This is a genomic window from Gimesia aquarii (assembly GCF_007748175.1).
Classification (GTDB): Bacteria; Planctomycetota; Planctomycetia; order Planctomycetales; family Planctomycetaceae; genus Gimesia; species Gimesia aquarii_A.
This window is the reverse complement of sequence record NZ_CP037422.1, coordinates 965,814-982,061: the sequence shown is the minus strand read 5'-3', so window position 1 is coordinate 982,061 and position 16,248 is coordinate 965,814. Positions and strand designations below refer to the sequence as shown.

Genomic DNA, 16,248 nt, shown 5'->3' with positions numbered 1-16,248 from the left:
TGTATGCGTAGGGAACAATACCGCCTTTGCACATCGTTGAGTGTCTTCTTAAAATTCACCCAGTGGTATACCATCCTGTGGTCTTCCCAGGTTCTGCCAAGTATTGATGTCGATATTTTCACTCACAAAACGGACAGCTCCGTCGCCTAACAGCACATGAACTCCACCTTCATGCATGCTGCGTGCAGCTAAGTGCCAGGCATGAAAATCATTACTACTCGAAGAATGCCGACAAGGTGCTGGTCCTGTCGTGGTCTCATCACAGTATTTAAAAGTTCCTCCCCGCACTTCGTCCTGGATTCTGGTGTTGGGCGTTCGATCGTGACGGTAATAACAGACATCGGTTGTCTGCCACGAACCACGGGCGTCGTTGGTTAAGCCTCCGAGTACTTCTGCGAGTAGGACAACATTACTGGTACCATCGGTAAAGTCTCGAAAACGGGTTCTGCTGACAGGTGAAAAAACCGCGTTTGGTTTGGGAGTTCTCGTATCTCGTGGAGTCCAACCTCCGACACCAATGTTGAGGCAATAGTTACCTCGAGTCGAAATTAACGGAATGACCGGATAATCGAAGTTGTTGACTGATCCTGGATCAGAAGGGCAACGAAATAGTCCAATGACGGCAAGTTGCAGGAATTCGCTTTCAGGGTGTCTCCACGGTTCAATGTTAAAATCGACTCTGTTATAGAGATTTGCCTGATCAATGAATGGCAGGAGCATTGTGAAACCTGTGTGTCCGGTTCCCCCTGTAGATCTTAAATACCACAGTGCTGGGAGTGCGCGATGTACGTCGTGATAATTATGAAGCCCCAACCCAAGCTGCTTGAGATTATTTCGGCATTGAGAGCGGCGTGCGGCTTCGCGCGCCTGTTGAACAGCCGGTAGTAACAACGCAATCAGTATTGCGATGATCGCGATTACGACTAACAACTCGATCAGAGTAAATCCGCGGCATTTGCCAGATTGCTTTTGCATGACGAATCCCCTTTTTGATGAAAAGAATGAAATGATGATTTAATCTATACTTTGCTCTGCAGGAGCAGGAGCAAATGAGCTATTGATTGCAGTAAGTCAATTGTGTGAAGCCGTGAGATTTTTCATAAACATTTCTCATTGTTAACGGATTTCTGTTGTGCTCTCTTTTGATTTTGTTTTTCATACTGCTGCCTGGCACGTCGGGCGAAGGTGCCCAGATCAACGATCGCGGCGCGGTCACCTGCCGTTTTGACAAGGTTGCAGATCAGTTTGATGGTTTTAAACTCCGGGTCCTCGACATACATGACCGAGGGGTGAACTCCGAAGTCATAAGTTGCCCGGTTTTCAATGGCCCAGAGAACACTCTTCTCAATGAGTTGCAGGAAATCATCAAGTTTCCAACTCCTGGCACGAAAAGCGCCAACGTCCATTGGGGGTGAGAAAGGAACTTCAATCAGACCCGTCGGATAAACATAGGGCTGGTGTTGTTTGTGAGTGGCGATAAACGCATCGAAATCCGCTTTGGTCGGATTCTTATGATTTACATTGCTCGGTCCTCTGTATTGGGAACTGATCCACGTGTATCCCAGCGAGAGTAACATTTCCTGCAGGTCGACTCGGTCCGCAATCCCATTGGCAAAAGCGTAAGGTGTTCGGAAACCGGCCGGTTTGATACCCAATCGCTGTTGCATTGCCAACTCACATAGTCTGATGTTTTCTGAGATGACTTCTGCGGGTGTTTTTCCTTTAATCAACCAGGGAGCGCGTTGGAATCGATATTGAATATCGTTTGGATTTTTGGCCGTAATTCTGACATGATCGTAAGTATGATTGCCAATCGGATGTCCTGCTTGAATGATTTGTTTGAGCCAGTCAACGTTTTTATGTTCCAAGACCTGACCCACAAGAAACGAATGCAGCACACCGCCCGCCTCTTTGACTATGCGGCATGATTCCACTGTGTATTGCTTTGTTTCGTCGTTGAGGTTCCCTTTTTGATGATCCCAGGGATAGGCGTTTCGTGGTTTGCCTTTGATTGGATAACCGGCAGACATCTCCAGATCATAGGAAATGGCAATCAACGCTTTACTCGCATTTGTTGCGAGATCGGTTTTTTCTTCATCGGCAACAAGTCGAGAGACCATCGAAAGTCCAGCCACTGTTGCTACACTACTACTCAAAAATTGACGACGTGAAATCGTAGTTTGAGATTGTTTTGATTTCGAAGATTGGCCCAGGTACTGGTTCATTTTATTTCTCTACTTCAGTGTTTGTTGGTACCTTCACTCTGTAAATAGCTAAACAGATCGCGCAGTTCCTGATCTTTTAATGGCTTCAAGACATCCTCCGGCATCAGTGAAACGGATGCGTTGTGGATTTCTTCAATGTCTTCACGTCGGACAGTGGATTCTTTGTTTTTGTTATCCGCCAGTACGATCTGAGTAGGAGTTTCTTTGACGATAATTCCGGTCAGGACTCGTCCATCCTGTGTGAGCACGACGGAAGATACAAACTCTTTTCGAATAAATGCATTGGGATTGATAATGCTTTCGAGCAAATAGTTCAGGTCCTTGCGGTTTGCGGTTGTCAGATCAGGACCCAATTTTTTGCCTTCTCCGAACAGTTGATGGCAGGTGGCACAGTGCTTTGTGAAAAGTCCGTGACCACGTTTTGGGTCGCCGGTCGTTTTAAGATTAAATCGGACACGGCGAATTTCCGTGATTTTCTGTTCTGCAGTACTGCTATTGATCTGCCCCCAATGTTTGGTAATGAGTGCTTTGATCGATTCATCTTTAGAGTTAGAAAGTGAGGTCAGTTCGCCGAGAGAAACTTCTCGAGGATCATACATTCCGCCATCGATTCCTGTGAGAAAGCGTTTGGTCCACTCTGGGCGGGCAAACAGTACACGGCGGGCATATGCACGTGAGTTACTATCGTAGTCAGTGTATGCTTTTAAAAGAGTTTCCCCCACACGCTCATCGTCATACCGTGCGAGAACATCCATGGTTGCTTGTTTTAGCCAGGCTGGTTGATGAGGTGCCAGCAGAGGTAACAATGGTGCAATACTTGAGGCATCACCAAACTGACGCAACACATTGAACATGGTCCTTCGTTGTTGCTGTTCTGTTTGATCGTTGGTGACTACCTTCAGTGCATAGTCCGCGACAGCCCGGTTGCCAAGCCGACCATTTAGTTTGATGAGTGTGAAATCTGACGGTTGTCTGTTCCATTTCTCTGCCAACCACTGTTTGAGGTCTGCAGGAACACGATCTTCAAGACGCTTTTTTCTGATGCGTCTTCTGCTTACCATTGCCAGGCCCGCATCAAGCGATGTCAACAGGTTCTGTTCATCGATTGAAGAAGGTGCACTCTCAATTAACTTCTTACAGACAGCCAAAGTACGTGGTGTTGCTTCTACCGCTAAGCGTTGCATGAGTCGGTTCAGGATCTCTTCACGAATCAATGAGTTCTGCCACGCAGATTGATTAACAAACCGTTGTTCAATGTCGTCAATGGCAGACATTGCGTGTTGCTCAACGGCCCACCAGAGCAACAACGGAATGTAGGGATCTTTCCCGTCTGCATTACGCAGTAAGATTGTATGCGCAATTGACAAACCTTGTTTGGCTGGAATCCGTGCTGCCGTGCTGGCCAGTTGGCTGCGGACAATGGCACTGGGATCACTCTTTGCCAAACGATTGAATTGTTCTGCAACCGGTGGCGAGATGTTCTGCTCATCACCCAGCAATCGAACGGTCCAGGCACGAATATGTTCGTTTTGATGTGTGAGTGCTTTCAGAGCCGTTTGCTGGTCCAGACCTCCCATTGATGCCAGAGTCCAAAGTATATTGAGGGTGAGTCGGTCGTTTTTACTTTCGGAGAGTACGTTGCGAAGTTGTGGCCAGATACCTTTGTCTCCTCGAGTAACTAGTTCTCGTCTTGCCGCGCGCACATACCATTCGTTAGATTGATCCAGTATTCTGATCAATTGATCGCTTGGAATTTGCAGGAGATTTTTGTGTTTTTCTGAGCGAGCACCTTTTGCCTGGAGCAGGAAAATGCGGCCATTTGAGCGGTCCCAGTCAGCATCAGGATTCGGATGGGCGGTTCGCTTATCGTGCCAGTCAGAAAAATAAACTGCTCCATCTGGTCCGACTGTCAAATCATTTGGAGCAAACCAGGTGTCATTGGCTTTGACCAGTTCTCCTCCATGCTCGCTACGGAATGATGTTCCATCTGGCTGTATCTCATGAAAATGAATTTCGTGTGATAACAAGTTCGTGCTGATATATTTGTTGCGCATTTCTTCAGGAAATGTATCTCCTTGATAAAGGGTGCCGCCCACAGTCACATGTCCGCCACGAAAGTTTTTGTGTGGCATATGTTCTAAATAGCCAAATGTGTAAGGGTTTCGCAGTGGGCCATGTTTACTGAATTGCTTCCAGTAGTAGCCCCCCTGTACCATGTGCAGCATGGTAAATCCGCCGACATTCGTGCTGGCCAACAGGTTTCCATGGCGATCAAAGTCCAGACCCCACATGTTGCCGCCACCTTCAGCGAATAGTTCAAATTTCTTCGAAACAGGATGATATCGCCAGATCGCCTGCACAAACTTGATGCCACGAATCACAGCAGTCACGGTGCTACCCTGGCACCCATACAGCCAACCATCCGGACCAAAAGTAAGAGAATTGGCGACAGAACTCGCATCATCCATGCCAAACCCAGTCAGCAATACTTCCGGGTCGCTATCGGGAAGATCATCACGGTTCCGATCGGGATAAAAGAGTAGATACGGTGCCTGTAAGACAAAGACTCCACCATGTCCAAACGCAAAACCAGAGGCAAGATTCAGGCCATTCACGAAATCCTTTGCGCGATCCATGCGACCATCGCCGTCTGTGTCTTCGAGAATCGTCAATCGATCTGCCCCTTTTGGCCCATGTGGGGGTGGTTTTGGGACACGGTCGTATTTTGAGCGCGTGTGCTGGTCGACTTTGACGCGTTTCAGCCCTGCCGGGTTAGGATATTGTAAGTATTGCATGACCCATATCCTGCCGCGATCATCAAAGTCAATGGCCACCGGTTGACGCACTAGAGGCTCTGAGGCCACAAGTTTCACCTCAAATCCCTCGGCGACGGTCATGCGCTGAGCGGCTTCTCCCGGCGGAATGCCTTGAGCAAAGATGGTCGCTTCTGCCATGCACAAGACCAGAGCCATCACAACAATCCAGCGTCCTACAAGGGAATCCATTTCTTTCATCCTCTGATAATTTAATGTTCAAATAAATGATATTCTGTTTCTGAAGATTGAAGGCATTCACTAACACAACCACTCGGGGACAAAATTTCCTTCCGCAATCTGCTGTTCAACCAGATTGCGTGCTGATCGAATATGGTCGCGCATCAGTTGTTCTGCTTCGTCAGGGGCGTTTTTCTCAATGGCCTCAATAATGGATCGATGGGCTTTATAAACAATCTCGACATCGAAACTCATTTTCAACACCAATTGCAATGTCCAATGGCTTGTGGTGACTGCTTGAAGTGTCCCACTATTCGCCGTTTCAACGATACGATGGTGGAATTCCCGATCCAGCAGCGCTGCTTCGTCGTTCTTTCCTTCCTGACCCAGTAGATAAATGCGCGTGACTAATTGATCCAGCTTTTTAATATCTTCTCGGCTGGCGTGTTGGCAACACAAACGCGCAGCAAGACCTTCGAGGACTTCGCGAACTTCGAGTGCCTCAACTACTTTGGCACCGTCTAATTCACTGACAAAGACTCCCAGGTTGTCGACGGCATCTACCAGACCACAGCAACTCAGTTCCAGTAACGATTCCCGCACGACTCCTTGTGCAACGGAAAACTCCTTGGCGAGTCTTTCTTGAACGAGTCGCTGTCCCGGCTTCAGTTTTCGGCTCAGAATCATCTCTGTGATTTGATTTCTTACACGATGTCGAGATGACTTTCCATCAGAACTTGTCGTTTGGGTGATTACCACTTCTGGGCCTTTCCTTGTTTGGGAACGCGAAATCATCGATGATTATCGATTGTAATCAATAAAAGTTGATGGTCAATATATTGATGGTGATTTTTAAAATTTGTTTAGAATATATGAGAGATCATCAAAGTAAACATTTAAGAGACGTCAATTACGACATAAGTGTATGATATGAAATGAGATATATTTTTATATATAGGGCGATTCAATTAAGTTGATGAGGTGCCAGGCCAGTAATATACGTTTTTTTGTGATACATAAATTTTTTTGATATGATTGTATTTTCATTTTTGAAATCTATGTTGTTGGTTCTCTAATTGTGTTCTGTTGCTGTAAAATTTGACCATATTTGGGATGACGAGTGTGTCCTGTTTCTTAACAAGAGGTTTTCTTAGACGCTTTAAATGTGTAAAAGTTTGGGACTACCAGTTAGCGAATTATGATCCTCAATACGAATTGGTGACCATCAGTACTTAAAGTTCGAGATCTGGTGATTCAATTTTGTTTGGGTTTTACCAGGCAAATAATTATGTGCTTTCCAGATATGTGTTCGAGAACTTTATTTATTCATTTCCGAAGTTTTATTTTCCTGGTCTTAACTATAATTAGTAGTAGTTCATTGGCATTCATCGAAAAAATCTCAAACCCAAATAGTGTGATCACTCATTATGAATATCAGTAATTCCGAAATTGTAGATACGATCAAAGCAATCGAATCTATTGCCCCCGATGGTTATGGCAGAATGTCCATTCCCTGCGAGACAGACGAAGAACTCTATCAAAAAATTGAATTTGCATTGCAAAGTGAGTCGAGAGCTGACTTCCTGCTCAATCAGAATGGCGTTGATAGTCTTCTTAAATTTACCGAGCGGATGGCATCACAGTGTTTGCGTGAGCCTGATTTTGAAGATTGTAGTCACGCGGCAGAAGCGGTTGAGTTAATATTGTCACAGCCTTGCTATGATGAGAAAATGATGTCCGTCGCGTTGGCATTGATCCATGATGCGTACAATCGATTATCAAAACCACGTCCTGCGTTTGATTGGAAACACTTGCCCAAATTCCATGAAGCCTGGAATGATTTTTGTACCCGTTTTGAACTTGACCAATCTATCGCTGAAAGCCATTTCCGTATTGGAACGGAACACGATGGCCTGCGTTATATTTGTTATTGGTAGAATCTGGTTTTCTTACCTTGAACTATTTTTTGAGTGGTATCTCCAGTTGTGACGGAACCGGTTTGATGCTTTGCTGATGTTTTTCAGCGGCTGCTTTGATCGATTTGATCACTTCCGGGTTTGCTTTGGCAACATCATATTTTTCAGACGGATCATGTTCGAGATGATATAAAACGGGGGGATGATGTTCTTTGAATGGCTCTCTACCATAGGCTGGTTTTGTAATGAAATGTGCTTTCCAGGGACCTTTCCGAAAAGCCATCAATTTCGTCCCACGGTAAAAGGCCATTTCCTTTCTTGGACTCTCGCCGGTTCCCAATAAGACCGATGATAGATCCACACCATCAACAACCCGGTCGGAAGGGACCTTACCACCGGCTAGCTGGATCGAAGTCGTAAAGATATCCATCGTACTACCTAATTCGTGCGTTACGGAACCAGAGGAGATATGCCCGGGCCACCAGGCGAGTGTTGGCTCTCGCATGCCACCTTCCCACGTACTTCCTTTCCCTTCCCGCAATAATCCGGCAGAGCCTCCCTGTTCATTGAAGATCAGCCAGGGGCCATTATCACTGGAAAACCAGACGATTGTATTCTGGTCAAGTCCCTGATCTTTAAGGGTTTGTAGAATCTGACCGACGCTCCAGTCAATTTCTTCAATCACATCACCATACAATCCACGTCGACTTGTATCTTCGAGTGCTTTCGAGCGGAATAACGGGACATGTGGCATGCTATGAGCCAGATAGAGATAGAAAGGTTGTTTTTGATTTCCTTTAATAAATTTGATCGCTTCTTTGGTATAGCGTTTGGTAATCGTGGTCTGGTCTGCCGGTCGCTCAATGACTTCCTGATTACGCATTAAGGGTACGTTCCAGTATTCCACTTTTGGTTTGAGAAAAATTTTACGTCTCAGTTTTCGCTCTGCCACTCGGTCCATATCGTTGGAATAAGGAATACCGAAATAAGAATCGAAACCATGACTGGTTGGTAAAAACTGTGGTAGATGACCCAGGTGCCATTTTCCAACACAGGCAGTCTTGTACCCCGTTTCTTTCAAAGCTTCTGCTAAGGTCACTTCGCTCGCTTGAAGTCCGCCGCCGGAATCGGGAAACAGAACCCGTCGTTTATCGCTGCACATTCCAGAGCGAATCGGATAGCGGCCCGTCAATAAAGCGGCTCGGCTGGGGGTACATACCGGGGCTGCCGAATAGAACTGAGTAAATTTCATACCTTCGGCGGCCATCTGATCCAAGTGAGGAGTTTTAATCGTAGGATGTCCAAAACAGGCCAAGTCACCATATCCCAAATCGTCAGCATAGATCACGATGACGTTGGGTTTTGCGGCGGCACGAGCTTCAGTCGATAATGTGCAGATAACAAATAGGGGGAATAGTAAGAATGGGTGAAATTTTGTTTTGTACAAAATGAGCGCGAACTGCTTCATGGAATGTTCTCTCACGACTGGGTTTAGGGAGCAGTGAATCAATCTAACTTCATGTGATTGTTCACTCTTTGTAGCTTGATTGCAACCTAAAATAAAAATTTACTTATGTAAAACTTTGCGGGTTATGCCGATAAGTCCTTCAGATACTAATACTTCATGTCCGAAATATTAATAGAGACAATCATCGGGCCGGAGATTACGCGAAGTCAAGATCAGAACGAAATTTTTCTTATCAAGTCAGTTTGAGGTTGGTGTATATGGAACAGGATCACAATTCCGATTTAGAAACGGCCCAGGATCCCATTGATTGGCGATCGTTACAAAATCATGAATGTGTCGAACAGATTGATCTTCTGATTCGAACAGTTCATTTGGTTAGAGCGGCTTTAAACAATAGCTTTGCTCAATTGGAGATTAATGAAGTTCGCTACGCGTCACTCAAGGTGATTGATGCGGTGCGTGAAGTAGGATGCTCTCAGTCAGAACTGGCACGAAAACTGGGGCAGTCAGAGTCGAATATCTGTACATTGATCGAACGTATGGAAAGCGACAAATTGGTGATACGGCAGCAATCTAAGAAGGATCGCCGTAAACGCGTGTTGCATTTAACTGAGGAAGGTGAAAGTATCCTGGCACAAGTGAAGGCATATCATGGTACCGTTTCACAGCGTTTGTTGTCAGCATTGAATTCAGATCAAAGACGTCAACTCACCGGCATTTTGCAGGCCTTGCTCAAGTCGGCTCATATCCAACGGTCTCATCGTGAGACTGCGAAAACGATTCTGGATGTCTCCGGTCCTTATCCATTTCAGGGGGCTCCTGCAGCCTAGTTCTTTTGTTTTGATATTGGTTTCGTCATTCCTGAATTCATTTCTATTTTATGCAACGGATGCTCTTCCATGAGGCGCATAAAACGTTTTCTGTTTTATAACAATCGCAAACCACTGTTAACGACCGCTTTGATCCTAGCAATGGCCGTGATTCATTCTGGCTGCTCTCCTACATTCTGGTTCGACCAAGCCAATCAGGATACATATGAAATCTTAGCTGAGAATGCAAATGATCCTGCCTGGCAGGTTCCCCGCTATGATATTGAACCCGATCCACGCAGTCGCTTTTATGATCCTTATGATCCTAATCACGAACCACTGCCTCCCGACGACCCTGCGGCAAATGTCTATATGCATTGGTTGCAATGCAAGAAAGGGTACAAAAGCTGGCATAAGTTTGGCCGCGCGCTTAGTATTGAGAATCCGGACTGGCTTGTGCAGTATGGCATTAGTCCCGAGTTAAGTGCGGAAATTGCCGCTTCTGGCGATGCATTGGAAGGCGTAGAATTACCTGCGCTTAATGATCTTACACTTGCGGAAACCATTGACATTGCCAACATCAATAGCCGCGAATATCAATTTCAAATTGAAAATTTGTTTCTGGCCGCTTTGGATTTGACGTTTGGCCGATTCCAGTTTGATGTCCGGTATCTCGGTGTGGGGGGGCAGAATCCCCAGGCAGAACTCAATCGACGTCGATTGGCAAATGGAACTCAGGAACTCGATCTGGCTAGCCGGATCGGAGTGAATCAGGTTCTCCCCAGTGGAGCCCAATGGGCCGTTGAACTGGCAAACAATACACTCTGGATATTCTCTGGATCGAATCGAACCAACTCTGTCAGTCTCCTTTCCTACTCTCTGGTACAGCCTCTCTTGTTAGGGGCAGGTCGAAAAGTGGTGTTGAATAATCTGACACAGGATGAACGAAACGTATTGTATCAGACACGGACACTCGCTCGATTCCGAAAAGAGTTTTTTACAGCCAATGTTGCTGGAGGGACTGGCTTTCTCCAGTTGCTGCAACAAATCCAGGTCATCGAAAATGAACGCAACAATATTAAGTTGTTGGAACGTCAGGTAGAAATCCTACGGGCACTCTCTTCACAAAAGCCAAAAGTCCAGTCCGAAAAGTTAGAAAAACTTCCTGAGAACTGGATCCTTCCTCCAGAACTGGTTGATAAGCTGCTCTTTGATGAAGAAGCACAACTTCTGTCATGGAGTGGAGAAATGACGGAAGCACATGAGAAACAATTGTTGGCGTTAAGTGAAGACAATGCTTATCAGGCGGCTGTGAATGAATTGATCCAGCGAATTCAAACAGAAGTTGTGACTTTGGATGTTGCTCAGTTGGAAACCAGGTTAGCGCAATCCATCAATCGCCTGAGAACATTCGAACGTCAGTATCAGGATTCACTTGGCAATTTCAAAATCTTTTTGGGACTCCCTCCTAACATGCCTATGAGTATTGACCAGTCGTTACTGAAACCATTCGAACTCATTGACCCACTGTTACCAGCCATCGAACAGGAAATTTATGACTATGTGGAAGTGTGGGCGAAGGTTTACGTGGAGGACTGGGAAGATCCTGACTTAGTTCCTCCCACAACGGCAGAATTGAAAGAAGTTCTCATTGGTCTCAAACAGCTTCTGGCCAAACTTCGTGCTGATGGATTGGAAACACTGGAACAGGACATAAAAAATATAGAAGACCTGCTGGGTGATAATGATGAAAATGTTTCAGAAGAACTGTTGGCCTTACGACAACGGCGTTTCCTTTCAGAGGAAGATCGTGAACGAGTCCGTCAAAGCTCTACAAATGATATACGTTTGTATTCAGGGGTTCGAAAGACAATGGAGGGCATGGAACGCCGTCTGGATGGCCTACAGAGTTTTCTGAGTGAAGATAAACTGACAAATGAGCAAAAAAAGCGAATTATTTTTGAGATGGCAGATCTTCGTGAAGACATGCTCAGAATCTCTCAGGGAATGCAGGTCATTGAAATCGGTCTGCGAGTGGAACTGATTACCCTGGAACCATTTACGATGGATATCGGTGAAGTGGTTCGCATCGGACTTGCAAACAGACTCGATTTGATGAATCAGCGTGGTTTGGTGATGGATGCTCGCAGGTTGATGGAAGTCCGGTCTAATTCTCTCGAAGCGGTGTTAAATGTCGTAGTAGAAGGAGACGTTAGTACGCCTCTCGGGAGAAACAAGCCGTTAGATTTCCGAGGAAGTCAGGCAGGTTTTCGAGCAGGAGTCGAGTTTACAGCTCCATTATCTTTGGTTCAGGAAAGAAACGCCTATCGCGAGTCACAAATCGATTATCAACGAGAACGCCGTGCTTTTATGGCTGCGGAAGACGATACGAAGTTCGAAATTCGCCAAAGTTGGCGTCAATTAGCAGTGTTACGTCAGAATTTCGAGACTTCGCGGGTTCAAATCCGTTTAGCCGCTTTACAGTATGACAGTGCAGTAGAGGCAACATCAGATCCTGCCCAAGCAGGGCGTAATCAAGGCCTAAATCTGTTAAACGCGTTAAATGCGGTATTAGACGCACAAAACAGTTTAATCAGCAACTGGATAAATTATGAGCAAAACCGACTTAACATCTATCTGGATATGGGTATTATGGAGATAGATGAAAATGGAATTTGGAAAGACGATTTCTACCAACACCGCGCGGGAAGAATCAGGCCCACCAATGAGCACCGCCAACCCCCCCCAGGGACAACTGAAACCGGAGTTACAGCAGCAGAAGACATCAGACAAGTTGTCTTCCGACCTGCCGGAGAGCTTAACGCCCTCTCCACTGAAAGCGAAGAAACGTCGCAAGCTCCCTAAAACCAGAACGTTACTCTTGTTTGCGATCGTAGGATCTGGTGTCGCGATATTGACGGTTCCTGCCATTCGACAATCGTTGTTTTCTTCATTCTCTTCGGGGAGCAAGAAAAATACGATTTATATTACCGATACGGTCACACGCGGACCGTTCCGCGTGACGGTAACCGAAAAAGGCCAGTTGGACAGTCTGAATAATGTCACGCTGACCAGTAAGGTCAAAGGCTATACGACGATCATCAGTATCGTTCCCGAAGGAACCATGGTCAAAGCAGGCGATCTTCTCTGTGAACTTGATTCTGCCTTACTGGTTGATAAAGAAAAGCAACAGCAAATTCAGGTCACACAGGCAGAGGCCGAATTGAAACAGGCCGAAGAAAATGTGGCCATTCAGAAAACGCAAAATGACAGCGACAACTCAGCAGCTCTTCTTGCATATGAATTAGCAAATCTTGACTTGGAAAAGTTTCTAAAAGGCGAATCGCAACGTGACATTAATGTCAAACAAGGGGCGATTACCAAAGCCCGCGAAGATTTACAGCGTGCGGAAGAAACGTTTGAGTTCTCCAAGAGAATTGCAAAAAAGGGTTATAAAAACCAGAACGATGTGGAAGCAGACCGTATCAATGTTGTAAAAGCACAGATTGATCTGGAGATTGCCAAAGAAGATTTAGCGGTTGAAAAAGACTATGTACAAAAACGGAAAGAACGAGAGTTAAAAGCCGCCGTTGAGGAGAAAGAACGAGATCAGGAACGCGTTCGACGTAAAGGGATTGCCACCTTAGCTCAGTATGAAGCCAAACTGAAGGCAGGCCAGTTGACCTATGAAGTTGAGAGCAGTGAACTGGAACGGTTTCGAGAGCAAATCAAGGCCTGTAAATTAATCGCGCCTCAAAATGGCCAGGTTGTTTATGCCAATCAGGACAATGGGCGTCGCGGTAATGGTGAAGATGTGATTGAAGAAGGGACAGAAGTCCGCGAACGTCAGGCAATCATACAATTACCAGACTTCAGTCTGATGAAAGTGGATGCTCGAATTCACGAATCGAAGATTAGCCTGATTCGAGAAGGATTGCCTGTTGATATTCGTGTTGATGCTTTTCCCGAGCAAACCTATCTGGGTGAGGTGGATCAAGTCTCTTCTGTGCCAATTTCCTCCAACTGGATGCGGCCCGACCTCAAAGAATACAAGGCCTCCATCAAGATTGTACCTAATGGAGCAGATATCACGAAATTGAAACCGGGTTTAACTGCTGAAATTGAAATCCGTATCGAAGAGCGAGATGGTGTGTTGCAGGTTCCCGTGCAATCAGTGATCACAATCGGAACTCAACATTATATTTTCGTGCTTGGCTCGGATGGAGAAGCTGTTAGAAGATTAATTAAAATTGGTCAGACCAGTGATACAACGATTGAAATTTTGGATGGTGTCCAGGAAGACGAAGAAGTCATCTTGAATCCTCGTACACACTTTGCAGATCAACTCATTGATCTGGAAGAACAGATGGCGCTTGAGCGGAAAGAGCAGGCTGAAAATCAGGCATCGGGTCAAGCTAAAAGGAAATCCACCAAAGCACAATCTTCAGGAAAATCGGGAGGCAAGGCCGGGGGGCAGAACTCCAAGAAATCTTCTGCCGGTGGTGCGAGCGGCTTTATGAAGCGTCTTGACAAAAACTCAGATGGCAAAATTTCCAAAGAGGAACTGCCCGAGCCGATGCGCGAACGGTTCTCCAGTATGGATACCAACAAGGATGGTTTTATTACTGCGGAAGAGCTGAGCAAACTTCGAGGGAAGAGGCCACCTTCAGGAGGGCAAAGACCCTCTGGAGGAAAACGACCATGAGGCTGGCTGCCCAAGTTGTCGACCTCAGCAAATTCTATGATTTAGGTTCTGTTGTGGTAAAAGCGCTGCGGGGCGTTTCGACAGACTTTCCCGAAGGTGATTTTGTCGCCATTATGGGTTCATCGGGAAGTGGTAAAAGTACGCTTCTCAACCTTTTGGGAGCTTTGGACCGTCCTACCAGTGGTCAGTATTTTCTGGGTGGTCACGATGTTTCGACTCTGGATGATGATGAACTTTCATTGATGCGCAATGACATGATTGGTTTCATCTTTCAGTCCTTCAACCTGATTGCACAATATACCGTACTGGAAAATATCGAAGTTCCACTTTTGTACCGTGCCGGCTATCCCGCCATCGGACGGGTTGAAAGAGAACGGTGTATCGAACTAGCCAATATGGTTGGTTTGGGAGACCGCCTAGACCATCGCCCCTTCCAGCTTTCTGGTGGACAACAACAACGTGTCTCCATCGCCAGAGCATTAGTGAATGATCCGGAAATTATTCTGGCGGATGAACCGACGGGGAATCTGGACTCAGCGACTGAAGCGGAGATTATGACTATCCTGCATAATTTAAACGCGGAAGGGCGCACGATTATTATGGTGACACACGAGCCTGGTATCGCCCAACAAACCAAACGGCAGATCACGATGAAAGATGGAATCATCGAGAGTGAAACCATTTTGCAAACTCCCTCGTTCAATCATTAAATCCATAAACGATACTTCTTTGTTACGACTTTTTTTCAGATTATTCTCAGGTCACCAGCATGACTCGAATCATTCGCATTATTCGGCTCGCACTGAAAAGCTTATTGCTGCATAAGCTAAGGTCCGGCTTGACGATGCTCGGGATTGTGTTTGGAGTCTTTTCTGTGATTGCCATGTTGGCCATCGGTGAAGGTGCCAGCGCGCAGGCTCAAAAACAGGTGTTGGAGCTAGGTGCCACAAACGTGATTGTGCGTAGCGTGAAGCCTCCACTTGATGTGGCTCAGTCTTCGACACGTACTCGAGTGCTGCAATATGGGTTGTTGAGGTCAGACTACAAAGTTTTAACCAATACACTACCCACGATTACCAAAGCGGTTCCGATTCGAGAGATCAGCAGAGAAATTCGCTACCTGAAAGATGCCATGAATGCCCGCGTCGTCGGTTGTACCGGTGATTATCTGGAAATGAACCATTTGGAACTCTCTCAAGGTCGCTTCCTGACTCACAGTGATCAGACAAAGCTGCTGAATGTGGCTGTAATCGCCAATGATGTGGCAAACACCTTATTCAAGCATGAAGATCCGGTAGGGAAATCAATCCGGATTGGTCCCATGTTTTACACAGTTATTGGTGTGACTAAAGATCGTACCGCCTCTGCAGCCATTGGTGGTAGCCTCTCGGGGCAGGATTATAACAAAGATGTTTATGTCCCCATTAAGACGCTTCAGGTCCGCGAAGGAGATCTTGATATCAAAAATCAGGCCGGTAGCATGACGGCTGAGCAGATCGAACTGCATCAGATTACGCTACGGGTTAATGATAAAGATGCTGTCTTACCAACGGCTCAGGCGATTAGAGAAACCCTAGAGCAATCGCATGCACGCGCCAAAGATTATGCTGTTGTTGTCCCTTTGGAGTTATTAAAACAGGCCGAGCAGATTCGACTCATCTTCAATGTTGTGTTGGGGTCGATCGCCGCCATCAGTTTAGTGGTGGGGGGGATTGGAATCATGAATATCATGCTGGCCACCGTTACCGAAAGAACGAGAGAAATTGGCGTTCGGCGTGCTCTGGGCGCACGACAGCGGGACATTGTCGAACAGTTTCTGACAGAAACTATCGTGTTAGCAGGCTCGGGAGGATTAATCGGCGTTGTGCTTGGGCTCCTCACTCCTGTTTCCTTTCTGGGAATTCAATGGTTTGTGCAGAATTTCATAATGGAAGGTACCACCGTAGGTTCAGAAGTCGGGCGTATGTTTTTTGACCTGCAGCCACAGATTGCGTTCTGGAGCCTGCCCGTAGCGTTTGGTATCTCAGTGACGATTGGGGTGATCTCCGGAATTTATCCTGCTGTCGCTGCAGCAAAACTCGATCCCATTGAAGCATTACGACACGAATAATGCTTCAAACGTTGATTCACTA

Annotated in this window: 11 protein-coding genes; 6 read left to right on the top strand and 5 right to left on the bottom strand. The window is 46.1% G+C overall.

Annotated features, from left to right (window positions below):
- Window positions 1–48 precede the first annotated feature (48 nt).
- The 4 genes from V202x_RS03955 to V202x_RS03940 form a co-directional block, all read right to left on the bottom strand.
- Entirely contained in the window at window positions 49–975 is a 927-nt protein-coding gene (locus tag V202x_RS03955; RefSeq protein WP_145171412.1) for a DUF1559 domain-containing protein, read from the bottom strand.
- 122 nt (window positions 976–1,097) lie between these two features.
- On the bottom strand, window positions 1,098–2,225 hold the full coding sequence (locus V202x_RS03950; RefSeq protein ID WP_145171410.1) for a polysaccharide deacetylase family protein: 1,128 nt from the start codon (window positions 2,223–2,225) through the stop codon (window positions 1,098–1,100).
- Window positions 2,226–2,239: 14 nt separating this feature from the next.
- Window positions 2,240–5,230, bottom strand: coding sequence for a PVC-type heme-binding CxxCH protein (locus V202x_RS03945; RefSeq protein ID WP_232098825.1), 2,991 nt, complete (start codon window positions 5,228–5,230; stop codon window positions 2,240–2,242).
- 69 nt (window positions 5,231–5,299) lie between these two features.
- The gene (locus V202x_RS03940; RefSeq protein ID WP_197993212.1) at window positions 5,300–5,977 is read right to left on the bottom strand and encodes a GntR family transcriptional regulator; all 678 of its coding nucleotides are present in this window, start codon (window positions 5,975–5,977) and stop codon (window positions 5,300–5,302) included.
- A 668-nt stretch (window positions 5,978–6,645) separates the two neighbouring features.
- Here V202x_RS03940 and V202x_RS03935 point away from each other — a divergent pair.
- Window positions 6,646–7,155 carry a hypothetical protein gene (locus V202x_RS03935; protein WP_145171404.1) on the top strand — a complete coding sequence of 170 codons (510 nt, stop codon included), beginning with the start codon at window positions 6,646–6,648 and terminating at the stop codon, window positions 7,153–7,155.
- Window positions 7,156–7,177: 22 nt separating this feature from the next.
- Here the strand turns inward: V202x_RS03935 and V202x_RS03930 are convergent, their stop codons facing one another.
- A complete protein-coding gene (locus tag V202x_RS03930; RefSeq protein ID WP_145171402.1) occupies window positions 7,178–8,602 on the bottom strand; it encodes a sulfatase in 1,425 nt (474 codons plus the stop codon).
- A gap of 257 nt (window positions 8,603–8,859) precedes the next feature.
- Here V202x_RS03930 and V202x_RS03925 point away from each other — a divergent pair, with 257 nt between their 5' ends.
- The 5 genes from V202x_RS03925 to V202x_RS03905 all read left to right on the top strand — a co-directional run bounded on the left by V202x_RS03925 (window position 8,860) and on the right by V202x_RS03905 (window position 16,226).
- Window positions 8,860–9,432, top strand: coding sequence for a MarR family winged helix-turn-helix transcriptional regulator (locus V202x_RS03925; RefSeq protein WP_145171400.1), 573 nt, complete (start codon window positions 8,860–8,862; stop codon window positions 9,430–9,432).
- A gap of 69 nt (window positions 9,433–9,501) precedes the next feature.
- Window positions 9,502–12,276, top strand: coding sequence for a TolC family protein (locus V202x_RS27690; protein ID WP_145171399.1), 2,775 nt, complete (start codon window positions 9,502–9,504; stop codon window positions 12,274–12,276).
- Window positions 12,277–12,535: 259 nt separating this feature from the next.
- Window positions 12,536–14,116, top strand: coding sequence for an efflux RND transporter periplasmic adaptor subunit (locus tag V202x_RS03915; RefSeq protein WP_232098986.1), 1,581 nt, complete (start codon window positions 12,536–12,538; stop codon window positions 14,114–14,116).
- Window positions 14,113–14,826 (top strand): ABC transporter ATP-binding protein, encoded by a 714-nt coding sequence (locus V202x_RS03910; RefSeq protein ID WP_144983281.1) that lies wholly within the window; start codon window positions 14,113–14,115, stop codon window positions 14,824–14,826. Before V202x_RS03915 ends, V202x_RS03910 begins: the two co-directional genes overlap by 4 nt.
- A 59-nt stretch (window positions 14,827–14,885) precedes the next feature.
- A complete protein-coding gene (locus V202x_RS03905) occupies window positions 14,886–16,226 on the top strand; it encodes an ABC transporter permease (RefSeq protein ID WP_145171395.1) in 1,341 nt (446 codons plus the stop codon).
- The last annotated feature ends 22 nt before the right edge of the window (window positions 16,227–16,248 follow it).

What these genes read in the sequence shown, in the direction of transcription:
- V202x_RS03955 (WP_145171412.1), bottom strand. Translation starts at nt 975, where the DNA reads ATGCAAAAGCAATCTGGCAAATGCCGCGGATTTACTCTGATCGAGTTG.
- V202x_RS03950 (WP_145171410.1), bottom strand. Translation starts at nt 2,225, where the DNA reads ATGAACCAGTACCTGGGCCAATCTTCGAAATCAAAACAATCTCAAACT.
- V202x_RS03945 (WP_232098825.1), bottom strand. Translation starts at nt 5,230, where the DNA reads ATGGATTCCCTTGTAGGACGCTGGATTGTTGTGATGGCTCTGGTCTTG.
- V202x_RS03935 (WP_145171404.1), top strand. Translation starts at nt 6,646, where the DNA reads ATGAATATCAGTAATTCCGAAATTGTAGATACGATCAAAGCAATCGAA.
- V202x_RS03930 (WP_145171402.1), bottom strand. Translation starts at nt 8,602, where the DNA reads ATGAAGCAGTTCGCGCTCATTTTGTACAAAACAAAATTTCACCCATTC.
- V202x_RS03925 (WP_145171400.1), top strand. Translation starts at nt 8,860, where the DNA reads ATGGAACAGGATCACAATTCCGATTTAGAAACGGCCCAGGATCCCATT.
- V202x_RS27690 (WP_145171399.1), top strand. Translation starts at nt 9,502, where the DNA reads ATGAGGCGCATAAAACGTTTTCTGTTTTATAACAATCGCAAACCACTG.
- V202x_RS03915 (WP_232098986.1), top strand. Translation starts at nt 12,536, where the DNA reads ATGGTCAAAGCAGGCGATCTTCTCTGTGAACTTGATTCTGCCTTACTG.
- V202x_RS03910 (WP_144983281.1), top strand. Translation starts at nt 14,113, where the DNA reads ATGAGGCTGGCTGCCCAAGTTGTCGACCTCAGCAAATTCTATGATTTA.
- V202x_RS03905 (WP_145171395.1), top strand. Translation starts at nt 14,886, where the DNA reads ATGACTCGAATCATTCGCATTATTCGGCTCGCACTGAAAAGCTTATTG.